The 26,118-nt window shown below is 38.6% G+C and carries 16 protein-coding genes and 1 pseudogene; 13 read left to right on the top strand and 4 right to left on the bottom strand.

Translation table 11 applies throughout. From position 1 onward, the window contains the following. The first annotated feature begins 286 nt into the window (after positions 1-286). Entirely contained in the window at positions 287-3,622 is a 3,336-nt protein-coding gene (locus D7Z94_RS24335; protein WP_120714255.1) for a SusC/RagA family TonB-linked outer membrane protein, read from the top strand. Between the two features lie 74 nt (positions 3,623-3,696). After that, on the top strand, positions 3,697-5,460 hold the full coding sequence (locus D7Z94_RS24330; protein ID WP_245967299.1) for a RagB/SusD family nutrient uptake outer membrane protein: 1,764 nt from the start codon (positions 3,697-3,699) through the stop codon (positions 5,458-5,460). Positions 5,461-5,583: 123 nt separating this feature from the next. Here D7Z94_RS24330 and D7Z94_RS24325 read toward each other — a convergent pair whose 3' ends face one another. Continuing rightward, positions 5,584-5,886, bottom strand: a complete 303-nt coding sequence (locus tag D7Z94_RS24325; protein ID WP_120714253.1) for a helix-turn-helix domain-containing protein — start codon at positions 5,884-5,886, stop codon at positions 5,584-5,586. A gap of 367 nt (positions 5,887-6,253) precedes the next feature. On the opposite strand from D7Z94_RS24325, the gene D7Z94_RS25720 reads away from it, so the two are divergent. The 8 genes from D7Z94_RS25720 to D7Z94_RS24300 all read left to right on the top strand — a co-directional run bounded on the left by D7Z94_RS25720 (position 6,254) and on the right by D7Z94_RS24300 (position 17,328). Then, on the top strand, positions 6,254-6,430 hold the full coding sequence (locus tag D7Z94_RS25720) for a hypothetical protein (protein ID WP_158594721.1): 177 nt from the start codon (positions 6,254-6,256) through the stop codon (positions 6,428-6,430). A gap of 352 nt (positions 6,431-6,782) precedes the next feature. Further along, entirely contained in the window at positions 6,783-6,959 is a 177-nt protein-coding gene (locus tag D7Z94_RS25715) for a hypothetical protein (RefSeq protein WP_158594720.1), read from the top strand. A gap of 357 nt (positions 6,960-7,316) precedes the next feature. Then, positions 7,317-7,478: a hypothetical protein gene (locus tag D7Z94_RS25710; RefSeq protein WP_158594719.1), complete on the top strand. Its 162-nt coding sequence runs from the start codon at positions 7,317-7,319 to the stop codon at positions 7,476-7,478. 1,079 nt (positions 7,479-8,557) lie between these two features. Next, a complete protein-coding gene (locus D7Z94_RS25565; RefSeq protein WP_147415992.1) occupies positions 8,558-8,737 on the top strand; it encodes a hypothetical protein in 180 nt (59 codons plus the stop codon). A 51-nt stretch (positions 8,738-8,788) separates the two neighbouring features. Continuing rightward, positions 8,789-10,036, top strand: coding sequence for a glycosyltransferase (locus tag D7Z94_RS24315; RefSeq protein ID WP_120714251.1), 1,248 nt, complete (start codon positions 8,789-8,791; stop codon positions 10,034-10,036). 37 nt (positions 10,037-10,073) lie between these two features. Continuing rightward, positions 10,074-12,284, top strand: coding sequence for a peptidase domain-containing ABC transporter (locus tag D7Z94_RS24310; protein ID WP_120714250.1), 2,211 nt, complete (start codon positions 10,074-10,076; stop codon positions 12,282-12,284). After that, positions 12,285-13,577 carry an HlyD family secretion protein gene (locus D7Z94_RS24305; protein WP_120714249.1) on the top strand — a complete coding sequence of 431 codons (1,293 nt, stop codon included), beginning with the start codon at positions 12,285-12,287 and terminating at the stop codon, positions 13,575-13,577. It begins immediately after the preceding gene. 169 nt (positions 13,578-13,746) lie between these two features. Further along, positions 13,747-17,328 (top strand): VCBS repeat-containing protein, encoded by a 3,582-nt coding sequence (locus D7Z94_RS24300; RefSeq protein ID WP_120714248.1) that lies wholly within the window; start codon positions 13,747-13,749, stop codon positions 17,326-17,328. 12 nt (positions 17,329-17,340) lie between these two features. On the opposite strand, the gene D7Z94_RS24295 is transcribed toward D7Z94_RS24300, so the two are convergent. Beyond that, positions 17,341-18,831 (bottom strand): sulfatase family protein, encoded by a 1,491-nt coding sequence (locus tag D7Z94_RS24295; protein ID WP_120714247.1) that lies wholly within the window; start codon positions 18,829-18,831, stop codon positions 17,341-17,343. A gap of 27 nt (positions 18,832-18,858) precedes the next feature. Continuing rightward, positions 18,859-20,574 (bottom strand): annotated as a pseudogene (locus D7Z94_RS24290) (glycoside hydrolase family 9 protein). A gap of 810 nt (positions 20,575-21,384) precedes the next feature. Between D7Z94_RS24290 and D7Z94_RS24285 the strand changes: the two are divergent. The 3 genes from D7Z94_RS24285 (at position 21,385) to D7Z94_RS24270 (ending at position 24,939) form a co-directional block, all read left to right on the top strand. Further along, entirely contained in the window at positions 21,385-22,458 is a 1,074-nt protein-coding gene (locus D7Z94_RS24285; RefSeq protein WP_120714246.1) for a glycosyltransferase family 2 protein, read from the top strand. Next, on the top strand, positions 22,455-23,282 hold the full coding sequence (locus D7Z94_RS24280; protein ID WP_120714245.1) for a hypothetical protein: 828 nt from the start codon (positions 22,455-22,457) through the stop codon (positions 23,280-23,282). The genes D7Z94_RS24285 and D7Z94_RS24280 overlap by 4 nt, the downstream gene beginning before the upstream one ends. Positions 23,283-23,724: 442 nt before the next feature. Beyond that, positions 23,725-24,939, top strand: a complete 1,215-nt coding sequence (locus tag D7Z94_RS24270) for a lanthionine synthetase C family protein (protein WP_120714243.1) — start codon at positions 23,725-23,727, stop codon at positions 24,937-24,939. 429 nt (positions 24,940-25,368) lie between these two features. Here the strand turns inward: D7Z94_RS24270 and D7Z94_RS26250 are convergent, their stop codons facing one another. Continuing rightward, positions 25,369-25,524 (bottom strand): class I lanthipeptide, encoded by a 156-nt coding sequence (locus D7Z94_RS26250; protein ID WP_211341856.1) that lies wholly within the window; start codon positions 25,522-25,524, stop codon positions 25,369-25,371. Between the last annotated feature and the right edge of the window lie 594 nt (positions 25,525-26,118).

Below are 26,118 nucleotides of genomic sequence, written 5' to 3'. Positions count from 1 at the left end.
TTGGATTTTCTTTGTGATTCCGCAATATTCTGAATACTCAAAAATTTACCCTTCCAAATTGCCATATTGCCAAATAAAATAAGGGCTTAATCACAATAGTCTTTAAAATTTAACATTTGAGAATATAGTAGGATTTGGGAAATTATTGCAAAATGGGTCTATGTAATTCATATAATTTTGTTATTATTACCCGAAATTTGGGTTTTCCTTAACAGTTTGGTGTGCTGTCAAGTGTTGAAAAACCTGAAAAATCAAGATTAATTTAAACTAACAAACAACAAGGATTATGAGTCAAAAACGAGATTACAATTCGTTAAGGCCCAAAGGAAAGTTTTCTTTCCTAACCATTGGGTTTTTGTCGATGTTGATTTGTTTGGGAACACAATTGGCCCAAGCAAATGATGAAATTACAATTGAAGCGGAAACTATTTTCCAAACCACCGTTTCGGGTACAATTACGGATTCCGGAGGAGTTCCACTCCCTGGGGCCAACGTTGTTGAAAAAGGAACAACGAATGGAACCCAAACAGATTTTGATGGGAATTATACCTTAGATGTTGATGCCAATGCCACTTTGGTAATCAGTTATCTAGGATTTCAAACCCAAGAGGTCGCGGTTAATGGACAATCTACTGTTAATGTTACTTTGCAGGATGATGCCGCGGCATTGGATGAAGTTATCGTTACGGGTTACCAAACGGAAACCAAGCGGGAAACTACCGCAGCCGTTTCCATTGTAAAGGCCGAGGAATTGGCGGCCGTACCATCCGGTAACGTAGAACAGCAGTTGGCCGGTAGGGTTGCCGGTGTTACTGTGGTAACCAATGGTCAGCCCGGTACGGCATCCCAGATTCGGGTACGTGGTTTTGGGGCCTTTGGAGGTAACCAACCTTTATATGTGGTAGATGGTGTTCCCATTAACAACATAGAATTTCTTAACCCGGATGATATTGAAACGACCACGGTACTTAAGGATGCCGCCGCAGCTTCTATTTATGGGGCCCGGGCCGCCAATGGGGTAATCGTTTATACCACCAGACAAGGAAAAAAAGGAGCCAGAAAGACCAATTTTAGGTTAAATGTACAAAGTGGGGTTCAAGACCCCAACTCGGCGGGTTCTCCACAAATGATGAATCCCCAGGATATGGCGCGGTATACGCACATTGCCTATGAGAACAATGCGAGGGCTACCGGAACAGATCCACAATATACACATCCACAATACGGCTCCAATCCAACCCCGACTTTCCCCGACTACCTATTAGTGGCCGGATTGCCCGGTGGAGACCAAAGTGGTGTACGGGGCCCAATTGATTTGGCCGCAATGAGAGCCGCATTTGAAGCCGACCCCCTAAATACCTTTTTGATAAGGCCGAATTTGGCCGGTACCAACTGGTACGATGAAGTTACCCGTATCGCACCTATAAGCCGTGTAAGCCTTGGAATTGATGGAGGTACGGAAAAAGGCCGTTTTGCCTTTGGCTTAAGCCTACAGGACCAATCGAGTATCATGTTGGAAGGCGAATTTAAGCGTTATACGGCCCGTTTCAATTCAGAATGGGATATAACCCCCTGGCTATCCTTTGGGGAGAACTTTCAGATGACCTATCGCTCCGTAATAGGACAACAGGGTGGTGGCGATGGTGCTGGTATTGCTAGCCAAGAATCGCAGATACTCGCGGCCTATCGTATGCCGACTATCCTTCCGGTACGGGATGAATTCGGTAGTTTTGCCAGTACACGCGCAGGAGGCTTTAACAATCCCCGTAACCCGGTACGGATTAGGAAGCAGAACAGTGGTGATGATGTTGCTTTCGCCGTTCAGACCTTCGGAAATGTGTTTGCGGAAATAAGACCGGCAGACGGCCTATCGATCCGATCAAGTCTAGGGGGACAATACATTAACTTCACTGGACAATCTTATGGTTTCCGTTATCTTGGGGATTCCGAGCCCCAGGCCAGTGACAACTTTAGCGAAGGTTGGGGCTATGGTTTTCAATGGATTTTTACAAACACCGTTAGTTTTGAAAAGACCTATGGAAAGCACAGTATCAAGGCATTAGGTGGAATAGAGGCTATTAATGGTGCTACTACCCCGACTACGCCTTCCCGAGGTAGATTTATAAACGGTTCCGGTATCAACCCATTTTCAACGGATATCGACTTTATTACCATGTCTACCGTACAAAGCCCGGTAGTCTCCGGGGCTATTGCTACAGGGGTTAACTTCAGTTCTTTATTCGGAACATTGCGTTATAGCTTTGATGACAAGTACACTATCAACGGGGTTATCCGTCGTGATGGCTCCTCAGTTTTCGGTGAGAACAATCGCTACGGGGTTTTCCCTGCGGTATCAGGTGGATGGACTGTTAGCTCAGAACCTTTTATGCAAAACCAGAATTTAATTAACAATCTGAGGATCCGTGCAGGTTGGGGGGAAATGGGGAATTCCAATAATGTATCGCCTACCAACCAGTTTTCCTTGTTTGCATCCAGTTTTCAACGAACTTTCTATCCTATTGAAGGTCAGAACAGTGGTGCCAACGAAGGTTTTGCGCCAAGTACGATCGGAAACCCGGATGCCAAGTGGGAGACCAGTACTACTTTGAACATTGGTTTTGACCTGGGTCTATGGGACAATCATGTGGAAGTACAGTTTGATTGGTGGAAAAAGGATACGGAGGATTTGCTCTTTCAAATACCTTTGCCCGGGGTAACCGGTTTTGGGGCGGCCGCACCTTCGGTTAACGTAGGGGCCATGTTGAACCAAGGGGTAGATTTCCAAATTGTGGGTCGTGGGAATATCACTGAGGACCTCTCGTTTCAAGTAACCACAAACCATAGTTTCCTTAAAAATGAGGTGGTGAGATTTGCGCCCGGTATAGATTTCTTAGAGGGTCAAGCTTTTAGAGGTATTTCCCCAACGAGAAACCAAGTGGGCAGACCGCTTTCCTCTTTCTTCGGATATAATGTTATCGGATACTTCAACAGTGAGGAAGAAGTGGCCAATTCGCCCGCCCAGGAGGGCAAAGGATTGGGACGTTTCCGCTATGAAGATGTTAATGGGGATGGTGCCATTACTCCGGACGATAGGGTCTATTTAGGAGATCCTATACCCAACTACTCAGGTGGTGCAACAATTGAATTGAATTATAAGCAATTGAAGATGGAAATGTTCTGGAACTGGTTCGTAGGGAATGAGATTTGGAACCAATCCAAATGGTTTAGGGATTTCTTTGGCACCTTTGAAGGTTCTGCTAAAGGGGTTGCCGCCTTCCGATCATGGACCCCGGAATTGGGTAACAATGCTGCTGCACCAATATGGGAGAGCGAGACCAATTTAAGTACCAGTGGTGCCGGGAATTCCTGGTATGTCGAGGATGGTTCCTATGCACGATTACAACGCTTGGCTTTGGTTTATTCTTTTGAGGACAAAGTTAAGGATGCCTTAGGCCTAAGTACTTTTGAGGTAGGCCTTTCCGCCAATAACATTTGGACCATAACCAACTATAGTGGTTTAGATCCAGGAGTCGGTGGAGACGTGGATACTCGATTTGGCATTGATGTTGGGAACTTTCCAGTAACTCCACAATATTTGATTACCGTAAATCTTGGTCTCTAAGGGATTGTGATATTCTTGTGATATTTAGAAAAAAAATAATTCATATATTTAAGCAAAAATTAACTATGAAAACTATGTATAGACTAAAAAAATTGCCAATAGCCATTGTTGCGCTCCTTATGTTCGGGGTCTCTTGTAGCGATGAATTTTTGGAAGTGGCCCCGACCGGGTCATTGGCCGGGCCGCTTTTGGAAAACCAGGCTGGAGTGGAAGGTTTGTTGATTGGTGCCTATTCTGCACTGAACGGCGTATTCGGTAACCGCTTTGAAGGACCCAATCATTGGATTACAGGTTCCATTTGTGGAGGAGATGCCAATAAGGGGACAGATTCAGGGGATTATTCCAGTATTAACCCGATTCAGAGATACGAGGCCAGCCCCGTGGATCCCAACAACGATTTTACACGTTTTTGGCAAGGCAGATATGAGGGTATTGTACGTTGCAACAATGTACTGTCCACTTTAGCGACTGCTGCCGACGGTATACCCGCCGCAACGGTTGCACGTTTGGCTGGTGAAGCTAGATTTTTACGTGGGCACTTCTATTTTGATTTGAAGAAGCATTTCAATAGCATTCCTTATTTTGATGAAACGGTACCTACTGAGGAAGTTCCGTTGATTCCAAATACTCCGGATGTATGGACACAGATTGAGGCTGATTTTCAATTTGCATTTGATAATGTTCCCGCGGATAACGGAGCCGGAAGAGTTAATAAATGGGCGGCAGCTGCATATATGGGCAAAGCTAAATTGTATCAACAACAATTTGCTGAAGCTAAGCAATGGTTCGATGATGTAATTGAAGATGGGGTTACTTCTAATAATTTAAAGTATGCCTTACTGGATGACTATGCACAAATCTATAATGCGGAAAACGATAATCATGCAGAGGCGGTTTTAGATGTGGAATCTGCCAATAACACAGGGAACGTTCAAAATGCCAATGCGTTTGACGATTTGAACTATCCATACAATACCGGTCCTGATGGTCCTGGTAACTGCTGTGGTTTTTTTCAGCCTAGCTTTGAATTGGCCAACTCCTTCCGTACTACTCCTGAAGGTCTTCCCCTGTTGGATGGTTCGTACAACAATCCGGAAAATGAAGTGCAAAACAGCTTTTTCCATGTTATTGTTAACGAGAACGATGAGGATACCTTTGTAGAGGATGCAAATCCATTAGACCCGAGAATAGACCATTCTATTGGTCGTAAAGGAATTCCTTATTTGGATTGGATCGAGCATCCAGGATCGGCTTGGATTCGAAGTTTTCCATATGCCGGACCTTATTCTCCTAAAAAGTATATTTACTATAAATCTCAGGAGAATTCCTTTACAGACGGTAGTTCATGGACCAGAGGTTATGCAACAATGAATTACACCATTATTCGTTATGCGGATGTATTGTTGATGGCGGCAGAAGCTGAGGTGGAATTGGGCAACCTGGAAGCTGCCAGGGCTTTAGTAAACCAAGTAAGGGCCAGAGCTGCCAATTCCGAGCACTGGGTAAAGGAAAATGATGATCCAGATACGGATGCTGCAAATTATGTAATTGCGGAGTATCCACCATCGCAATTTGCAACACAGGAAGATGCGCGTACTGCCGTTCGTTTCGAACGTAAATTGGAGCTTTCCGGGGAAGGCCATCGTTTCTTTGACTTGGTTCGTTGGGGCGTAGCCGCAGATGTGTTGAACGATTATCTGGCCTATGAATCCCAATATTTGGTGACGAAATTTGGAGGAGCTAGCTTTACTGCTGGGAAAAACGAATTATATCCAATTCCTCAGTCGCAAATAGATATTCAAGGAGCTGATATATTGACTCAGAATCCTGGATACTAATATCAGGGAATAAACAATACTATTGAATAAATAAAAAGGGCCGCTCGAATGAGCGGCCCTTTTTATTTTATAAGCAATTTTTAAGCTTATAAACACCGGTAGAGGACATACGTATATTACATTTCACCCCTCCTTTATTCTATCAATCGTAGTTTTTAGGTGTACAATTATTTCTTCCTTGGCCGATAACAGCTCTTTAAGCAAGGCCAATTCATCCGAGCTTGATTTGGGCTTTCCATCTGGAATTTGAGAATCCATCAATTCCCTTATACGTTCTAGATGCTTCCCTGAGGGGATTACTTTTTTTGATTCCCAATTGGAAACAGTAGCTTGCTTTACACCTACCAATCTTCCAAAATCAGCTTGACTGATCCTTTTTTCTTTTCTGTATTTTAGAATTGAAATATCTATCTCTCCCTGGGGCATAACGAAACGATTTAAAGATCAAAAAAGAAAAATATCCCATGTTAATATAAGAAAAATATAAATATGTAGTAATAAACTTATAAATAATATAAGAAAATAATAATAACATTTGTTATTACAGCTGATACCACATACTTTAAACTCTGATATTTTCTTTGGTACCGAAACTTTTATGCCATTTATAAACAAGCTTATAGTTTTCATTAATAAAATCCTACAATCTCGAAATCGGATTGTATAAATTGAGAGTAATAACGAACTGGCCTTTGCTCTTGCGTAATCAAAAGAAGGATATCCAAAATTTGAAAACTTCAGGATTTGCCAATCAGTTCTCATAGACTATTTAGTAATCGTAAAAGATGTAAAAATGAAAAAGCTTATTTCGAAATTCTCGGACAAATTGTTGTCCAAGGAACACTTAAAGATAGTTAAAGGAGGGGCTACCCCCTATTGTTTTTGTGTTGGCAGTAGTGCCTATGTTGCCTGCCCTCCTGGCTATGGCCCCGGAGGTCATGTACCTTCAGGAGTAGGTGGCTGCCCGTAAACAACCGTAAAACACATCTAGTACGGTTTATGTTAAAATAGGAACACCTTGATTGGTCTTTTTTCGAATCCTGATAACTTTTATCCGGATTGTGCTAATAGACTTAAATTTTGCGAAACTTCAGAATATTTTGGTACGATAGAATTTTGAAGTTTCGTGTTTTAAAACGTTCATTACAAATCATTTAAAGTTAATGGTATCGTGGTACGGAAGTAAGAACGTTTAAAACATGAAGCCATAGCCAATACTAGTACAGTAAGTTAAACATTAGCACTGTATGGTAAACCCATTTATGTTATGGATTTGCACATCAGTTTATATAAATTATTCATTAACCTTAAAATTTGAAAAAATGAAAAAGCTTATTTCCAAATTCTCGGACAAATTGTTGTTCAAGGAACAGTTAAAGACGGTTAAAGGAGGGGATACCCCCTATTGTTTTTGTGTTGGCAGCGGTATTTTTATTGCCTGTCCTTGGGGTTATACTAATGGAAGTCAGGTACCTTCAGGAGTTGGTGGTTGCCCATAAATAACCGTAAAACACATCTAGTTCGGTTCATACTGAAACAAGAATACCTTGATTGGTTTTTTTTGCTTCTTATAACTATTACCCAGACCGTGGCAAATAGAGTTAAGTTTTGCGAAACCATAGAATGCTTGGGTACAATCGGATTTTAAAGTTTTGCGTTCTAAAACATTCTTTACAAATCATTTAAGGTTAATGGTATCGTGGTACGTGGTACGGAAGTAAGAACGCAAAACATCGAACCACTACTAACACCGCTATAGTAAATCAACTATTGTTGCCGTACGGCAAACCCGCTTATGTCATGGATTTGAAGATCACTTTGTATAAATTATTTATTAATCTTAAAAATTTGAAAAAATGAAAAAAATCATTTCAAAATTCTCGGACAAGTTGTTGTCCAAGGAACGGTTAAAGACCGTAAAGGGTGGTAGCACACCATACTGTTTCTGCGGTAATAGTCCGGTGGATTGTCCTCCAGGATGGTGTTGCGGGGGTCCACTACCTCCCCAATACTGTTAGTGACAACTGTGTTCTAAATTTTTTTCGGTGCAAGGTACATTCAAAAGCCTTTATCATCAATTAGTAATCATAGTTTTAAGTTTAGCCCTGTGATTACAGGGCTAAATTTTAAAAGTTAGACTATTCCAGATACTGCCTTTCCAAAGCTTTTCTACCCTGCTTTCGGGCTAAAACATACGTATCCTGACCAAGGTGAAAAAGTAGTTTTCACCTCCACTGCCAAACTCTTCGAAAATATTCAAAATAAAGGTTTTGGGTTTAAAAGCCGAGTGTCTACTAAAATGTATGGTTCCAAATACATATCTTCCTCTGAGTTTCTTTCTAAAAAAAATTCAAACATAATTCAATTTAGACAGGAAAAGTGACCTAAATCGATTCCTTATGCAAGAATTCAATTTTCAATGTACAAATTCCTAAGTCATAATTGTTCCTATAATCCTCGAAAACCATGGTCTTTTAGCTTAAAAAGAGAAGTTAAACGAATACTTGCCATATTGCTAAATCTATTGACCTAGACCTACAATTTCTCAGCAATTCAAGATATTAAAGCTCCAAGTATTTTTAATTAAATCTATTAAAAAAGAATCAACACATCGTGGCCTAATATCAGAAAGCTTTTTTTCATCTATTATACTCGTAGTTTGTTTTTTGTAAATCGGACTTTAGAAATATTAGAAACAGGAATTACAAGTAATATGACTCTCGACACCAGATAAGAAGAAATTCTATAGATACTTTTGATAGATATTATAAAAACTAATCAATTATTATTTAACAAAGTTTTAAGCACATTACCAAATTATTATTCATTACTTTATGTAAGTAAAATACTATTATAATTATAGGAATTACGAAATAATTTTTTCGTACTATTCTAGCTTCTTACTTATACATGCAACATGTTAAAATTACAAAGGTAAGTGTGAACATTTTTGAATAATCGTACGGAAGAAGTTTCGTGGTTGGATTTTATCAAGGCCTTAATCCATTTTATATTGGACATGTGGCTACAGAGACAATTCAAGAGGATTTGCAGATCAGTTTACATAAATTATTTATTAATCTTTAAAATTAAAAAGATGAAAAAGCTTATTTCCAAATTCTCGGACAAATTGTTGTCCAAGGAACAACTAAAGACAGTCAAGGGAGGTTCTACCCCCTATTGTTTCTGTCCTATTCCATATACTCCTGTAAATTGCCCACCTGGGGTACCTGGCGGTACCGTATTACAACCTGGTCAGGGGGTCTGTGGATATTAATTAGATCTTGTATTTGGCTCTGTATAAACCAGAGCCAAATCCTTAAAACGGATGAAACTCTTCGTAATACAACCCTTTCTTAGTCATTACTACCCTGTTTTCGGGCTAGCTCATACCTATGCTGGACATGGTGAAAAAGTAATTTTTACGGCCACCGCCCCTCTTATTAAAACGGTTCAAGATGAAGGTTTCGAATGTAAAGAATTTGAATACTTATCCGAATATATCATTAAAAATTACAAATCTTTTCTCGGTTTGTTTCTAAAAAGCTTGATTTCAAAAACATATTATTTAGAAAGAAAGGATGAGTTTGAAAATGCGTTTCGCAGAACACAAGAACTAATCAAAGAATACAAGCCCACCCATGTATATATTGATCAGAGCATGTCCGAATACTATTTTTTCTTTAGACCTTTTGTCCCAAATATCACCATAGTACATACCAAAGTATACTCAGGAAAGACACGAGGTATTCCTCCGATGACTTCCAGCTTCATTCCCCGAACCGGGATATTATCTAAAATGAAGATAAGCTATTTATGGTTTAAGGAATTGTTTAAACAACGATTTCGAGAAATGATTCTAAAAATCGCTTTTCTTGGAAAGGACGAAACCTTTTTATGGAAAGAACACTGTAAGAAGTACGGAATGGATTGGAAAAAACAAGTGGATCTAAAACATTCCTTAAATAGGGGCATTAAAAGTGTCGAAAACCTTATCCTTCTTCCCAACGAGTTGGAGTTCCCAACATTTAAACTACCCAAACACGTACATTTCTTTGAAAAAGTATCTTCAAAAAATGAAAGTGCCTATTATACCTCCGACTATTTAGACCTAAAAAGGGAATACCTCCTTGGAACCAATTTCAAGGTGATTTATATGGCCTTTGGCACCCTAGCACAAGGTCCAAAGGTTACCAACTTCTTCAATTCAGTAATTTCAATTGTGGAAGAACTTTCAGGAACCATACTTATAATTTCAAAAGGCAATCACACAATGGAGCTAAAAAACGCTGACAATGTATTCACTTTTGATTATCTACCACAACAAGATGTATTGTCCCATACTAATTTGTTCATCACCCATGGTGGATTGGGTTCGGTAAAGGAGGCCTTCCATCACAACGTACCCATGCTAGTTGTCCCTATGAATAAATTTATAGATCAAAATGGTAACGCAGCCCGGGTAAAGGCCAATGGGCTTGGGGATTCCCTTGATATCGATAAGTACTCCGAAACAGAAGTAAAGGAAAAAATAAAAATGTTGTTGCCCAATCCCGAATTCCAAACCGCCATTTAAAAGCAAAGTTAAAAATACAAAATTTCCAAAGTGGTCTATGCTAAAGAAGTTTCCACATTATACCCAACCTGATAGCAAAGACTGTGGCCCAACATGTCTAAAAATTATTGCAAAGCACTATGGCAAAACTGTTTCCTTGCCCCACATCCGGGAAATAAGTGAAACCACACGGTCTGGAAGCAGTTTATTGGACCTAAGTGATGCCGCTGAGCACTTGGGTTTCAAAAGTCTTGGTGTAAAACTTTCCTATAAAGAACTTTTAAAAGCGCCTCTGCCTTGTATCCTACACTGGAACAAGGTTCACTTTGTGGTGCTGTACGGGGCGGAAAGAAGAAAAAAAAATGGAGATATCCTAAAAATCTCCGATCCGGGTTACGGATTATTAAACCACTCTAAAGAAGAATTGTTAAAATCATGGATCGGCAACAACGCCGACGAGAACACCGAGGAAGGCATAGCATTATTGTTAGAGCCTACATCAAAATTTTATGAAAGTGACCTCGCTGATGAACAGGTAAAGCCCTTAGGACTGTTATTCTTAACAAGCTACTTGATAAAATATAAAAGGTTTATCTGGCAGCTGGTCATCGGTCTTTTGGCAGGTAGCCTATTACAGGTTATCTTCCCATTTTTGACCCAAAGTGTAGTAGATGTAGGAATCAAAAACCAAGATATTAATTTTGTCTACCTTATTCTATTTGCGCAGTTGGCCCTGTTTCTAGGAAGGACAGGAGTTGAGGTAATCCGAAGTTGGATATTGTTACATCTCAGTACCCGAATTAATATTTCCTTAGTTTCCGATTTTTTTATCAAGCTAATGAAACTCCCCATATCCTTTTTTGACTCCAGAATGACTGGAGATATACTTCAGCGTATCAATGACCATAGCCGTATTGAGCGCATACTTACCACCTCCTCATTGAATGTCCTGTTTTCCATGATAAATGTAGTGGTATTTGGGTTGGTCCTGGCCTACTATAGTCTCTTGATTTTCGGTATATTTTTAATTGGCAGTATCCTATATTTTGGCTGGATCATAATTTTCCTGAAAAAACGTAGGGATTTAGACTATAAACGGTTTTCACAAATAAGCCAAGAACAAAGTAGGGTGATTGAGTTGATTAATGGGATGCAGACCATAAAACTTCACAACGCCGAGAAAAAGAAACGCTGGGGATGGGAATTCCTGCAGGCCCGCTTGTTCAAAATTTCTATTGAAAGCTTGGCTCTGGAACAATACCAAAGTGTGGGTTCCGGCTTCATTAACGAGCTAAAGAACATTCTAATTACTGTCCTTTCCGCCAAATTGGTCATTGATGGGGAAATCACTCTAGGGATGATGTTGGCCATTTCGTACATTGTCGGTCAGTTGAATTCCCCTATTTCCCAATTGATCAATTTTATTAAAGAAGTTCAGGATGCCAAAATATCATTGGAACGTCTTGGTGAAATACATAACAAGAAAGACGAAGGAAGCGAAATTCTGAACAAAATCAATGATATTCCTGATAATCTTGATTTTCATATAAAGGACCTATCCTTTAGGTACAGAGGTTCTGACAAATTTGTTCTTCAAAAGTTAAATTTACATATTCCGGCCAATAAAATTACCGCAATTGTAGGGGCCAGTGGTAGCGGGAAAACCACCTTGATGAAATTGCTATTGCGGTTTTATGAACCTTCCAAAGGGAAAATAAAATTTGGCACCTATGATATCAGGAATATATCTCAAAAAGTCTGGAGGGACAAGTGCGGCGTTGTCATGCAAGAGGACTATATCTTCAATGATACCATTGCCAATAACATTGCCATAGGAGTAGACCATATTGATAAAAAACGCTTGAAATATGCAGTTGATGTAGCCAATATTGAAGAATACATAGAAGAATTACCGTTATCCTATAATACCAAAATAGGAATGGAGGGTGTAGGGTTAAGTACCGGACAAAAACAAAGATTGCTCATAGCAAGAGCGGTATATAAAGATCCGGACTACCTTTTTTTTGATGAGGCAACCTCGGCGCTTGATGCCAACAATGAGAAGGTAATTATGGAAAAATTGGATCGGTTCTTTAGGAACAAAACCGTTATAGTAATCGCCCATAGGTTAAGTACTGTAAAAAATGCCCATCAAATTGTGGTATTGGACAATGCCAAGATTGTTGAGATTGGAAATCACCAGGATTTGATAAAACAACAAGGGGCATACTTTAATTTAGTGAAAAATCAATTGGAATTGAGCAAATAAATGGGAGATACTTTGGACAACATAAAATTACGGAGCGAAGAAGTTCAGGAGATACTTACACGGGTCCCTCATTGGATGATACGCTGGGGCAATACCTTGTTCCTATCACTTATCATTTTGGTACTGGCCATTTCATGGTTTATAAAGTACCCGGATTTAATAGTATCCCAAGCTATCATTACGACCAAAACCCCTCCCCAAAAGGAATTTGCCATGGTTTCCGCCAAATTTGACTCGATTCACGTTGGTGAATCACAAAAAGTTACAAAGAATACAGTTTTGGCAGTCTTAGAGAACACAGCGAATACAGAAGACGTCTTATACCTACAATCGATAATTGATACCATCAGACTATCAGACCAATCCATTGAGTTTCCCTTTGACAGTCTTCCCATTCTTTTTTTGGGGGATATCAACCAAAGTTTTGCTCTGTTTGAGAACAGCTATTTTCAATACAAATTGAACAAGCGATTAGAACCTTTTTCCAACGAGGCGATTGCCAACAAGATTTCCTTGGCCGAGCTCAAAAAGAGGCTATCTAGTCTGGAAGATCAATATGCTTTGAGCAAATCCGAACTAGCTTTTAAGGAAAGTGATTTGGAACGCCATGAAGGCTTGTACGAAAAGGGAGTTATTTCCCAACAAGAATTTGAAAATAAAAAGTTGGAAGTACTGTCCTCTGAAAGAAATACGAAAACCCTTGGCGCTTCTATTTCACAGATTAGGGAAGCAATCGGAGGGGCTAAAAAAACATCCAAAGAAACCGAGATTTCTAGGACCCGAGAGGAAATTCAATTGTTAAAGACCACCATTCAAGCTTTTAATCAGTTAAAACAGGCCATTAAGAATTGGGAAAACACTTTTGTATTTAAATCGGAAATTGATGGCAAGGTTTCCTTTATGAACTATTGGGACCAGAACCAGTCCGTATTCCAGGGGGATCTTGTTTTCACCATTATACCTTCCAACAATTTGGACTATGTGGCAAAATTAAAAACACCCTCGCAAAATTCTGGCAAAATTAAACTTGGCCAATATGTAAATGTGAAACTCGAAAACTATCCCGAGACCGAATTTGGTATTTTAAGTGGAAAAGTTGAAAATATTTCCTTAACACCAGACAAGGACGGCTTTTATTTAGTGGATGTTTCCTTGCCACAGGAAATGATTACCAGCTATGGCAAGGAAATCGAGTTTAAACAGGAAATGCGGGGGGGTGCCGAGATTATTACAGAAGATTTAAGGCTTCTGGAACGGTTTTTTTATCAGTTAAAAGAGGCCTTCGAAAGATAATATACTTCTAAATTCTACTCTTAACCTAAGTTTTTCCATTTACAAAGAATCAAATGGCTGCTGCATTCGCAAAAGGCCTTCTAAATTTAAGAGCGTCCTTTTTTTGTTTCTTTCGTCGTCTTCTTGCATCTTTGTATGCTGACCGCTTTAGACCTGAACAATAAATATAATGAAGAATTTAATTTCTAGTAATTCCATATTTTTTGGAATTGTACTCCTTATACTTCTCACCTCCTGCGGACAAAAGGACCCTTCCCCTACCCTTTTTACAAAGATTGAACCTGTGCAATCCGGACTTCATTTCAACAATCAACTTGTTGAGAACGATTCTATAAATATCATTGATAACGAATTCGTATACAACGGTGCTGGGGTCGCTTTGGGCGATTTAAATGACGATGGGCTGGATGACATTTTTTTTGCGGGAAACCAGGTGGACAACAAACTGTTCTTAAATAGAGGAAATCTAAAATTTGAAGACATTTCACAAAAGGCGTTAATAGGGAAACCGGATTCTCTTTTTTGGTCTTCCGGGGTTTCAATTGTTGATGTTAATGCTGATGGCAAAAAGGATATCTATGTTTGTAACACCTTTTATAAAGATTCGTTACGCCGAAGAAATCTGCTCTATATAAATCAAGGGACCAACGACAAGGGTATTCCCATATTTAAGGAGATGGGTAAAGCGTATGGTATTGCCGACTATACCTATTCCTCCCACGCACAATTTTTTGATTATGATAATGATGGGGATTTGGATTTATTTATCGGGGTAAATCGGATCGAGGGTATTGATCCCACTGAATTTCGACCCTTAGAAGATGACGGTACATCACTGAGCAGGGACAAACTTTACGAAAACCAATGGAACGATAGTCTTCAACATCCCTATTTTGTGGATATTTCCGAAAAGGCAGGCATCCGTTACCATGGATATAGTCATAGCACCCTGATCAATGATTTTAATGAAGATGGCTGGTTGGACATTTACGTTGCGAATGATTTCTTGAGCAATGACCTAATGTACATAAATAATCAGGATGGCACATTTACCAACCGTGCCGGCGAAGTCTTCCAACATTTTAGTCTTTCCTCTATGGGCAGCGACTTGGCGGATATCGACAATGATGGGCGCATGGACATTTATACCACGGAAATGCAACCTTATTATAATAAACGTAAAAAATTGTTTCAGGGGCCCAGTAGTTACCAAAAGGAGATCTTCACAAAAAAATATGGATACGAAAACCAGTATGCACGTAATACGATGCAATTGAATTTAGGCATCAATCCGGAAACTGGGAATCCCATTTTTGGAGATATGGGGATGTATGCCGGAGTCCAAGAAACGGATTGGAGCTGGGCTCCCCTTTTTGCCGATTTGGACAATGATGGTTGGCAAGACTTATTTATCACAAATGGTTTCCCCAAGGATGTAACAGATCGGGATTTTGGGGATTTTAGGATAACTGCCAGTCGTTTGGTAAGCAAGGAAACCCTGATTGCCGCTATTCCCGAAATAAAAATCCCAAATTTTGTTTTTAAAAATCAGGGAGACCTAGGTTTCGCGGATGTAACTCAAGAATGGGGTTTGAACTTTGGTACATTTTCTAGCGGTGCGGCTTATGGTGATTTGGACAACGACGGTGATCTGGATTTGGTCATAAATAATATTAATGAACCCGTCTTGTTGTTAAGGAATAATTTGGACCAGACAGCTTCAAACAACAATTACCTCCGTATGCAATTAATCGGAAAAAAAGAAAATACAGCAGCTATTGGAGCAGTAGCGGAACTTTATACAAAGGGTATAATTCAAAAGAAGTCTGTCCTATCGGGGCGTGGTTATCTTTCGCAACCAGAAAACATACTGCACTTTGGATTGGGCAATGCTACGGTAGCCGATAGCATCATTATTTATTGGCCCGGTGAAGGCAAGCAGAAGTTAACAAATGTAAAGGTGGATACGCTATTACAGATAACCTATAATACTTCTGCTTTACGAGTAGATGATACAAAAGACAAAATAGGAAAAATTGATTTTCAAGAAGTGTCCAAAAACTATAATCTAGATCATTTGAGTGAGGACCATGATTTTATTGATTTTAATTTTCAGCGCACCCTTCCCCATAAGTTTTCGCAATATGGACCTTCATTGGCTATCGGTGATGTCAACAATGATGGTTTGGAAGATATGTTCGTGGCCGCAAGTAGAAAATTCAAACAGAAATGGTTTTTACAACAGAAGGGCGGTACGTTCAAACAGAGCGAAGTAACCTATAAAAAAGATGCTGAATTGCAAGAGGAAGATGCAGGGACATTACTTTTTGACGCTGATAACGATGGTGACCTAGATCTATACATCGCCCGGGGATGCGGACAATACCCGGCCGGGCATGAATTCTATAAAGATTTACTATTACTCAACAATGGAAAAGGCAACTTTACGGAAAGCGAAGAATCGCTACCGAATATTACTGCAAATTCCTCCGCAGTTAAAGCCGCGGATTATGATAGGGACGGTGACTTAGATTTATTTGTAGGGAGCAGGGTTTTACCTTTTTCCTATCCCATGGCGGATCGTTCTTACATACTGCGAAATGAGAGTACAAAGGGCAATCCAAAATTTGTTGATGCCACCAAGGATGTTTTCCCTGAAACTAATCCCGGATTAATTAGTGATGCCCTTTGGACAGATTTCAATGGTGATTTCTGGCCAGACCTGATTTTGGCCGGAGAATGGATGCCCCTTCGTTTTTTTAAAAATGAAAATGGAAAACTGGTAGAAGTCACAAAGGATACAGGCATAGCTAACAACCTAGGCTGGTGGAACAGCCTTGCGGCAGCGGATCTCGACAACGATGGCGATATGGATTATATAGCCGGAAATTCCGGGAAAAATATATATTTCAAGGGCAGTGCTGAAGAGCCTGTTCGAGTATATGCCAAGGACTTGGATGATAATGGCACTATAGATCCCCTAATTTCCTATTACCTAAGGGATAGCATAGGTACAAGAAAAGAGTACTTATACCATCCCTGGCAAGATGTTACCAAACAATTTGTAGGTATTCGTAAAAAATTCAATTCATTCGGGGCTTTTGGGGAATCTACGCTTCCTGAAATGTTTTCGGATGGACTTTTGGATGATGCCACAGTTTTATCCTTTAACTATATGCAATCCTCTTGGGTAGAAAACCTTGGGAACGGAAAATTTGAAATCCACCCACTGCCTACCGCCGCACAATTGGCTCCTATCTATGGAATAGTACCAAAACACTTGGATGATGATAATTTTGTCGATCTATTGTTAGTAGGTAACGATTATGGGATGGAAGTACAGCAAGGTCCTGCTGATGCTCTTGTTGGCTTAGCCCTTAAAAACACAGGAAAAGGGAGTTTTACTCCCATTGCCTTGGAAAAAAGTCATTTTCTTGTACCCGGAGATGGTAAAAGTTTGGTGACCCTTAATATCGATAACGAGAAAATGCTTGTTGTAGCTTCCCAAAACAATGATTCCTTGCGGGTTTTTGAGCCCAGGCAAAAGTTGTTCAAGAGGTTAGTCCGGTTAGAACCCAACGAGGTAAGGTCCCAAATTAAGTATAAGGACGGTTCCCATAGTGTTCAAGAATTCTACTGGGGCAGTACCTTCCAGTCACAATCCAGCAGAACTTTAACAATCAATACTAATGCTGCAGAAATACGTATTTTTGATGCCCTAGGAAAGGAAACACGGAAAATTGCTTTTTAAAGTAAAGGTTCCTTAGTATTCATTTTTATGCCTGTAATCCCCGTATCGATATTTAACGGTGCGTTTTAAGGGTATATTCATCCCTCCCGTTTGCTCCTGCCAATCATAGATGGCAGAGGCCATCGATTTTACAATTTCCTGCTTGTCCGGATCCGCTATGAGATTATACATTTCATCTGGATCATTTTCCAAATCGTAGAGTTCATTCCTATCCCATATTCCTTGATATTTGATGTACTTATATTTATCGGTACGCATTCCGAATACTGTGGGAGTCATCGGAAAGTCGTATTCCCAATAATATTCGTAAAAAACTTCCTTACGGGAAGGTGCATCCGTATTTCCCGTTAAAATGGGAACAAAGGAAACACCTGGCATATAGTCCGGTTTTTTTACTCCGGCAACATCAAAAATGGTCGGTGCCACATCAATATTCTGTACCATTTGCTTGGGAGTTTTTCCACCTTGGAACAATTCCGGGCAACGTACCAACAATGGAACTTTAACAGATTCTTCATAAAAATGCCGCTTATCGATCAAACCATGCTCCCCCCAGCTAAAACCATTATCCCCCATATAGATTACCAAAGTGGATTCATCCAGGCCTTCTTTTTTCAAGTATTCCATAACAGTGCCAACGCTTTCATCAACTCCCAGTAACGTTTCGCAATAGTCCACCACCATCTCGTGTAAATCTCGGTTGTCATGATACATAAAATCCACTCCATGCCAACTTATACGTTGATCCGCGACCCATTGTGGCCACTTGAGATCTCTATATGCTCCAGTCTTGGTCTGGTCATAGGTTTTGGGCAAGGCAATTTTCTTTCCCTTATACTTTCTCTTGTGACGTCTAGCCGGTTGAAAACCCGCATGTACCGCTTTATGGGATAGATATAGAAAAAACGGTTTCTTTTTATCACGTTTCTCCAGCCAATCCACGGCATGTTCGGTCAACAAATCAGTAATATAAGTCGAATCCTTATAAGCTACTCGATTCCCGTTGATGTTCAAGGTAGGGTTATAATATACCCCCTGTCCGGGAAAGCTCTCCCAATGTGAAAAACCGGGCTGTGGCTCATCCCCATGATCTCCCATATGCCATTTTCCAAAAAACCCGGTCTGATAGCCCGCTTTTTGTAAATGTTGTGGAAAATAGGTAAGGTTTCCGGGATCTGGTGCTTGGTTGTCAACAATGGTATGGGTGTGCGAAAACTGTCCTGTTAAAATGGAAGCTCTACTTGGAGAACATAAGGAAGTAGTTACGAATGCGTTGGGCAAATAGGCACCCTCAGCGGCCAATTTGTCCATGTTGGGTGTTTCCAACCAAGGTACTTTTCCCGTAAAACCCATATAATCATACCTATGGTCATCCGTAAGAATAAAGATTACATTGCGAGGTTTCTTTTTAATTGATTTTTTAGGGTCGATATTAGCAAAGGATACAGCACTATTCAATATCAAGGCCAAAAATAAGCTGCTAAAACAAATTGTTTTTTTCATATGTTCAAATCTATTCAATTTAGTGTTCTATTTCGATTCTTGCTCCAGGAAACCCAGTACATAGGTCATAGGCGCATTCCAATTCAGGCAGATCTCATTACTAGCATAACTGGGTTCTTGATCCGCCCAACTCTTCATTGGTGAAGGATTTTCAGGATAAACCACTCCTCCTACCACATCCTGCAAACGACTGTTGGGCCCACCTGATAACAGACCCGGTACAGGCTCTGCTATACCATCGGCAGCACTTTGCCGATGATGGATAAACATTTGGGTTTTGTCCCCAAAACCTGTAAGGTAGCTAATGCCTATAGCATTATTGCCTAGAATATAATCCATGGCCTACTGTACCCCGAACAAATAATCTGCTTTGTTTTCCAATCTATAGGCCTGGGCCATTATCATAGCAGCATTTAGTACATCACTATTGGATCCCCAATGAAAATCATCAACGGGTTGAAAATAATCCAATTTTTTTGCTTTTTCAACCAACCCATCGGCAGACTCGGTAATTCCATTTTTTAATCTTTGATACAAATCCTGCGGAACCGTTTCCCGATTCTCCAAAAGAGAGAACATTCCTAAAAAACGCATATATGCTGTCCAACTTTCTCCGGGCTTGAATTCAAAATCAATCGAATTTGTCCTTAAATGATCAAGGTAAGAAGAATCTTGTGTGGAAATGAAAAGTTCTGCATCCGCCCAAAACCATTCATCATCAAAGTTGGTATCGCCATACTGTCCCGTTGATACGTCTTTAGGATTTACAAATTCAATTCCAGGATTGTTCAAGGCCCAAGCATACGCCTGCTTTGCAGCCTCTAAACATTTTTCTGCGTATTCGGCATCCATTTTCTTGAAAATGCGATAGCCCTGTGCGGCACATGCAGAAAAATCCAAAGTAGCTGCGGTTCCCTTACCAACAATATAACGCTGACTGGTAGCTTCATGGGGCATTACCATAGGCTCGAACTTCTTTGCCGTAAGCTTATGAAACAATCCACCGTCCACATCCTGCATCGTTAAAAGCCAATCCATCTCATATTTTAATTCATCCAAATAATCGCTGATACCATTACCACTCTCAGGAATATTAAGCTCTTGATCATTTATAGTGTTGGGATATTGCTCCTCCAAAAGAAACAACTGTCCTAAGGGAAAACTACCATTAACCACATATTTATTGTAATCCCCGGCATCGTACCATCCTCCTGGTGAATACAAAAAGTCTTTTGTCTTTCCACTTGAGGGATGAAAAAGCAAACTGTCGTCAGAATGTGCCATTGCTCTATGCCATTTACCGGCATGTTCTTCTCTTAGCGTTATGCTCACTCTCTGGTAATAAAGTCCTTTTATAGAGCCTAAAAAAGCCTCGTCCAATACATTCTCACCTATTTCAAAAGGGTACGAATATCCCACACCCTCAACAAATATCATATAAGTTCCCTCATCTTTTATATTACTAAAATCGGCAATACGTACTGTTTCCCCCGCCAATTTCCAATCCTTGATCTGTGAAAGTTTTCCTGTGAAGGTTACCTCCATCCTATCCTTATCCACTATCTTGAATTCGTCCTTCCCTTCTCCATTGAGAACAGTGGCCCTTTTTATTGCAGCGGGATAGTATCCTGTTTGATTTATTCGAATGTCGCCCGTGAAAGTGTTAGAAAATGGAGGCAAGGATTCAAAACAGGAAACGAAAAGGAAAAATACAGCACAAAGCACAAAAATGGAAAGCCTCATCGCCCAATTGTTTCAGATGAAAGATATTTTTTCAAGATGAAAATAGAGGTAAAATTCCTTAAAACCAATAGGGTTTATATCATACGCTTTACTTTTCTCAAAAAAAAGTAGAAACCTGCAGACCTATCTTCTTAACAACTAAATTATTTTTCCAAATGAACATGATATTTGAAATTTGATTTTAATGAATTTTTAACTTTAATTGTAAGAATATATGCATTATTATATAGTATTTTTAGCTCAAATAACCTTTTAACAGTTAAATCTAAAGAAAAAGAAATTGGGACTTATTCTCAACAAAGAAGTGTTAAATAAGTTAAATCTTACGTACAATTCAGAATTAAATGCGGTGCCGGTTATCCCAATGACCTGTTACAGTCATGTGGTGTAATTGTGCTACTGCTCGTAATACGCAAACGCGGAGCTAAAATAAGGAATGGTGTTAGAAAAGAATGAAGAATTTCCGAATTGGACTTTAGATGGTTTCTCGCAGGCTTTTTATTGTTTAGATAACAGAGTAGAATGAAGTGGCAACCTCCAGGTTTTTTGATGTCAGAGTTTTGAAGATTATTAGAAAATAGACCTTTATCGCAAATTCTCACGTCATGACCGGCACCTATATATGGGAGGTGGTCAAAAAACATTTCGCTTAACTAAATAATCATCAGATGGCTCTGCCCAGGAAATAATCAGTTTCAATTTTTTTTTGCTTTAACCGCTGTGCGAAAAAAGGGTAAGTCTTCACTATCCCCTTTAATCGTCACACTCTTAAGTTTTTACATTAAAGTTTTGAATAAAGAAAATTCAAATATGACGAAAAAACTTAAAATATCATTTTGTACCGTATGTATGAATCGATTGGAGCATTTGAAAAAAACGCTTCCCAAAAACATTGAAGACACGATGACCTACGGTAATTTCGAGTTTGTGGTACTGGATTATAATTCGAAAGATGGTTTGGAAGAATGGATAATGGCCGAGATGTCCCAATATAGGGCTGCAGGCCTATTGATATATGTTAAAACAAGGTTTCCAGAATATTTTCTGAGAAGCCATTCCAAGAACGTAGCCGCCAAACACGCTACAGGAGATATTATTTGTAATGTAGATGCAGACAATTATATCGGGGAAGGGTTCGCGGATTACATCAACCGAGAATTTATGGAACATCAGCATATCTACCTGACGGTTCCAAGAGATTTTGGAAAAAAGGATTGCTATGGAAGAATTTGCGTGTTAAGAGATGATTTTATGGCAATAACGGGTTATGATGAAGATATGACCGACTATGGATTTGAGGATTTTGATTTAGTGAATAGGTTGGAATTACTTGGAAGAAAAGCGCGTTATTTTAGTAATAGTCAATTTCTCCAAGTTTTAAATCATGATGATGTGACCCGTATCGAAAACGAGCACAATATTCACTCCATAAATCAAATTTATCTACGCTATATAAATCATTACAGCTCAGAATTGCTTTATTTATTTAAAACTGGCGTGTTTTACATGGGTATAGTGGTAATAAATCGTTTGGTCAATTCAAAATCAGTTTACAATGTTTTCATAGAAAATAGAAAATTCTCATATCAATTTAGTCTCCAAAACAATTGTTGGGTCAAAGGAAGTTATATCAAGAGTGATGATGGAATCGTTCTAAAAACCTGTAATAAACAAATTTCATTGACTCCAATATCCACTGGGAAAATGCAAAATCGTAGGGGAGAAATATTTTATGAATGTAGTGAGCCGGAAGATTTTCAGACGAGGGTGATGTTTTTCTCACAAATTAACAACCGTATCAAGATGGAGAAAAACAAAGAACAAAAAATAATTAGGGTTAATACTATTTTTGGCGAGATCAACTCAATTAAAAATCGTGCATGAACCGGAAAGTGGATTTAAAGAATAAAAGATCTCTGAGTATCTCCATATTTTGTGACCATACGCAATGGCATAAATTTATTTTAAATTACATTCCCTCCTTCTTGAAAAAAAACACAGGAATCGAGAATTATTTTTTATCAGTAAGCAAAGACCGGGGGAGCCACATACGACTGACAATTGTATCATCAAATGCAGAGGCAACCAGACTAGCTCTAAAAATTGATGCGTATTTCAAAAAGTGTATCACAAAAATTGGAGCCGGTGATACGAAAAACGTAATTTCCGGAAATGGAACTTACCGTGATTTCACACCCAACACCATTCATTATGGAGTTTATGATTTTGATTATACCGAAAGTCGTTTACAAAAAGAGCTAACCACGTTATTGATAACCATATTTCAACATTATAGAGAGCATACAATCCGTAATCTTGTTGAAATATTCATCGAATTATTTTCTATGTCAAGTACATCTCAATGGTTAACAAAAGAATCATCCGTAAAGCTTTTTGAAAGATTATTGGAATCCGAATACAAAAATTTGGACGCAAAGCTATTAACAGAAGTTAAAATAACCAACAAAATAAATTTTGTGGAAAATAAAGAAAGACTTGTTTCATTTATAAATCAGGATACTTATGAATCCAGTGAAATGGAGCCTTTTCAAAAACATTGGTATTATATTATACGTAATTTCAAAAAATGGGACCAGAAAAAAAAAATTAATCAAGAAGAATATTTGATACAAGCTATCTGTAATCTGTTTGATTTTGATAATCGAATAACAGCATATTATTTATTCGTTTCAGCTATTGGAGAGTAACCTCCCTCCACCTTTTTTAGCAAAAGCAATAAGCTATTTGTAATAACCTTACCAAAAAGGCCAAATCAATTCAACAATCACTTTACATATGGCTTTTGAAAAAGCCAATATTTTTAAGGATTTATCAGCAAATTTAATGAAGAACTTGAGGGCAATAATATTTTGGAAATAAGCGTGGAAATGAGTTAAATCATATTTGGAATCAAAATAACGAAACATATATTTCTTTCTTTTTATATACATTAAATATTACAAAATATGTAAGAAAAAATATATATTAATTGCTTATATTTAACTTCCAATAATTTATCAAAGCCTATATACTTTATCGAGGTCAAAGTTTTTTTTAGGAGCGCAAAACTTTTTCTTTAATCTATTATTTGGTACTCTATAAGTTTACAAACCATGGTTAGTATGTCTTATTTAATTCAAAATTTTTAAAATGATACATGATAACACACTAGAAGATCAACTTCAAAAAATTGCAGAGGCTATTCGAGATCATTATGGGAAAGAAAATGACATTGGCGTTTTATCAGGTCTTTCCGGTATGGCCTTATTCTGCTTTTATTATGCTAAGTATCTCGACGATGACTCCTTTTCTGATGTTGGCGTCGAAATCATATCGGATTGTATCAAAAAAATAAATGAAGGCTATTCATACCCTACGTACTGCACGGGTATTGCCGGTTTTGGCTGGGCAGTTCAACATTTAACCAAGGAAGAGTTTTTGTCGTTGGATTGTGATGATTTGCTTGGGCAATTTGATGAATATCTATATACTCAAATGAAATCTGATCTAGCCGTCGGTTACTATGATTATTTACATGGCGCTATAGGGCAAGGCCACTATTTTTTAAGCCGTTACCAAAACACGGAGAATACCGATTTAAAACTTAGGTATAGATCCTATCTTGACGAGTTGATAAAAACCTTGGAAAAACTTTCTATTTCAAATGGGAAAACTTTAAAATGGGAGTCAACTTTAGACGTAAAAAATGGCAGTAGAGGTGTTAATCTAGGTCTTTCCCATGGTATTACCAGTATTCTTAATTTTGCTGCGCGATTATATAAATTTGATGTTTTTAAAGAGTCTACCAGAAAAATCATCATTGGAAGTGCGAACTATATTTTTGATGTAGAGGATAAGCGTCCCGAAAACCTCTCCTTATTTCCTTTTCGGGTAGAAACAGATGCCCCGCTTGAATACAACAGTAGGCTTGCCTGGTGTTATGGTGATTTAGGAATCGGTCTTTCTTTATTATACGCAGCAAATTCTTTAGTCGATGGTTCAATGAAGAACCACGCCCTAGAAATATTAAACCATACCACAAAGAGAAAATCGCCTGATGACACCCAAGTTAAGGATGCGGGTTTTTGTCATGGCTCTTATGGAAACGCACATATTTATCAAAAATTATGGGAAAATACGAAGCATGAATCATTCAAGGAGCTAGTTGATTTTTGGATAGCCGATGGTATTCAAAAAGCAATTTATGAAGATGGCCATGCGGGTTATAAACAATGGAACGTGCCAGTCCAAAGTTGGACACCACGACTATCCCTGCTCGATGGAGTGGCTGGCATCGGCCTTGTAATCATAGATTATCTATCGGAAGAACCTAACTCTTGGGATGAATGTTTAATGATTAGCTAAGAGCTTATGCGTACGAATGAAAGCCCATACCTTCACTTCCCAAAAATCACTTTAAGAACATCTATTCTCAGTTTCGTTTACTACCAAAAGCTTACCGCTGATACTATACTATTATAAGTAAAACCCATAAAGAAGCTTGTTCAAATCCATTTGTTAAAGAAGTATGCTTTAGCATCACCTCCACTTTATTTTGAATAGAGAAATGGACCAAAGAAGAATTTGATAAGAAAAAGAAAAAGTTTAAATCGGTTTGCTATCTGGTTATATGCTTTTACAAGGATTCGAAAAACCAAATGGCCCCAATGAGGCCATTTAAAAACTCAACAGTTTTCTCCAGTAGATCGGTCGAAGATTAGAACCTATTGGAGAAAACTGTTGAAGTCTTATTTTAAAAATGTAAATTTTGCAACAAATACATTCTGAGAATCCTTAACAATCTGATATGGGCGGTGAATTGGTATCGGTACAAAGCATACAAACTGATACCGTTGGATAACCTCCTTGAATTTGCCGCTGAGATGACCTATTCAACTCACTCACTTTGTTCTTGTTTAAACTCAACGAGAGCTCTTTCTTTTTTTTCATAATAGTTCATTTTAAGGTTTAACATCACATTAAATGTAAGAATTTTATTTCTTTTAATTGTAAGTAAATAGTTAAATTAAAACTAAAATATATGATTTACTCCAAGATTTTTAACAATATCAAATTCCGCACAGTAAATAATCGGGGCCGCCTTTTACAAAGACCTATTTTTTTATTGACTTAATTCTATTTCTTGTAGAAACATTTGTTTTATCATTGTTAGTTGAAATAAAGGTTTCCTTTTTGTAAATGGAGGTTATGTGTTTTAAATGTATCAAATCTATTGCGAGCTTTGACACCGCGGACAAAAGCTGGAAAGGGTTCAAGTATTGGGTCTTCAGCAAATTCCCCTGAAAAAACTCGCAGAGAAGAAAAAAATTAAATCGGTTCGCTATCTGGTTATGTGCTTTTACAAGGGTTCGAAAAACCGAATAACCCAAATGAGGTCATTGAAAAACTCAACAGTTTTCTCAAATGGATTCTAACTTTCAATCGATCCACTGTGAAAACTGTTGAAGTCTTATTTTAAAATTGCAAATTTTGTAATAAATATACGAGCCCGACGCCCAAACCATAGGAACTCCAACGGCCAAT

It is taken from the genome of Ulvibacterium marinum (assembly GCF_003626755.1).
GTDB lineage: Bacteria > Bacteroidota > Bacteroidia > Flavobacteriales > Flavobacteriaceae > Ulvibacterium > Ulvibacterium marinum.
This window is presented reverse-complemented; position numbering and strand designations above follow the sequence as displayed.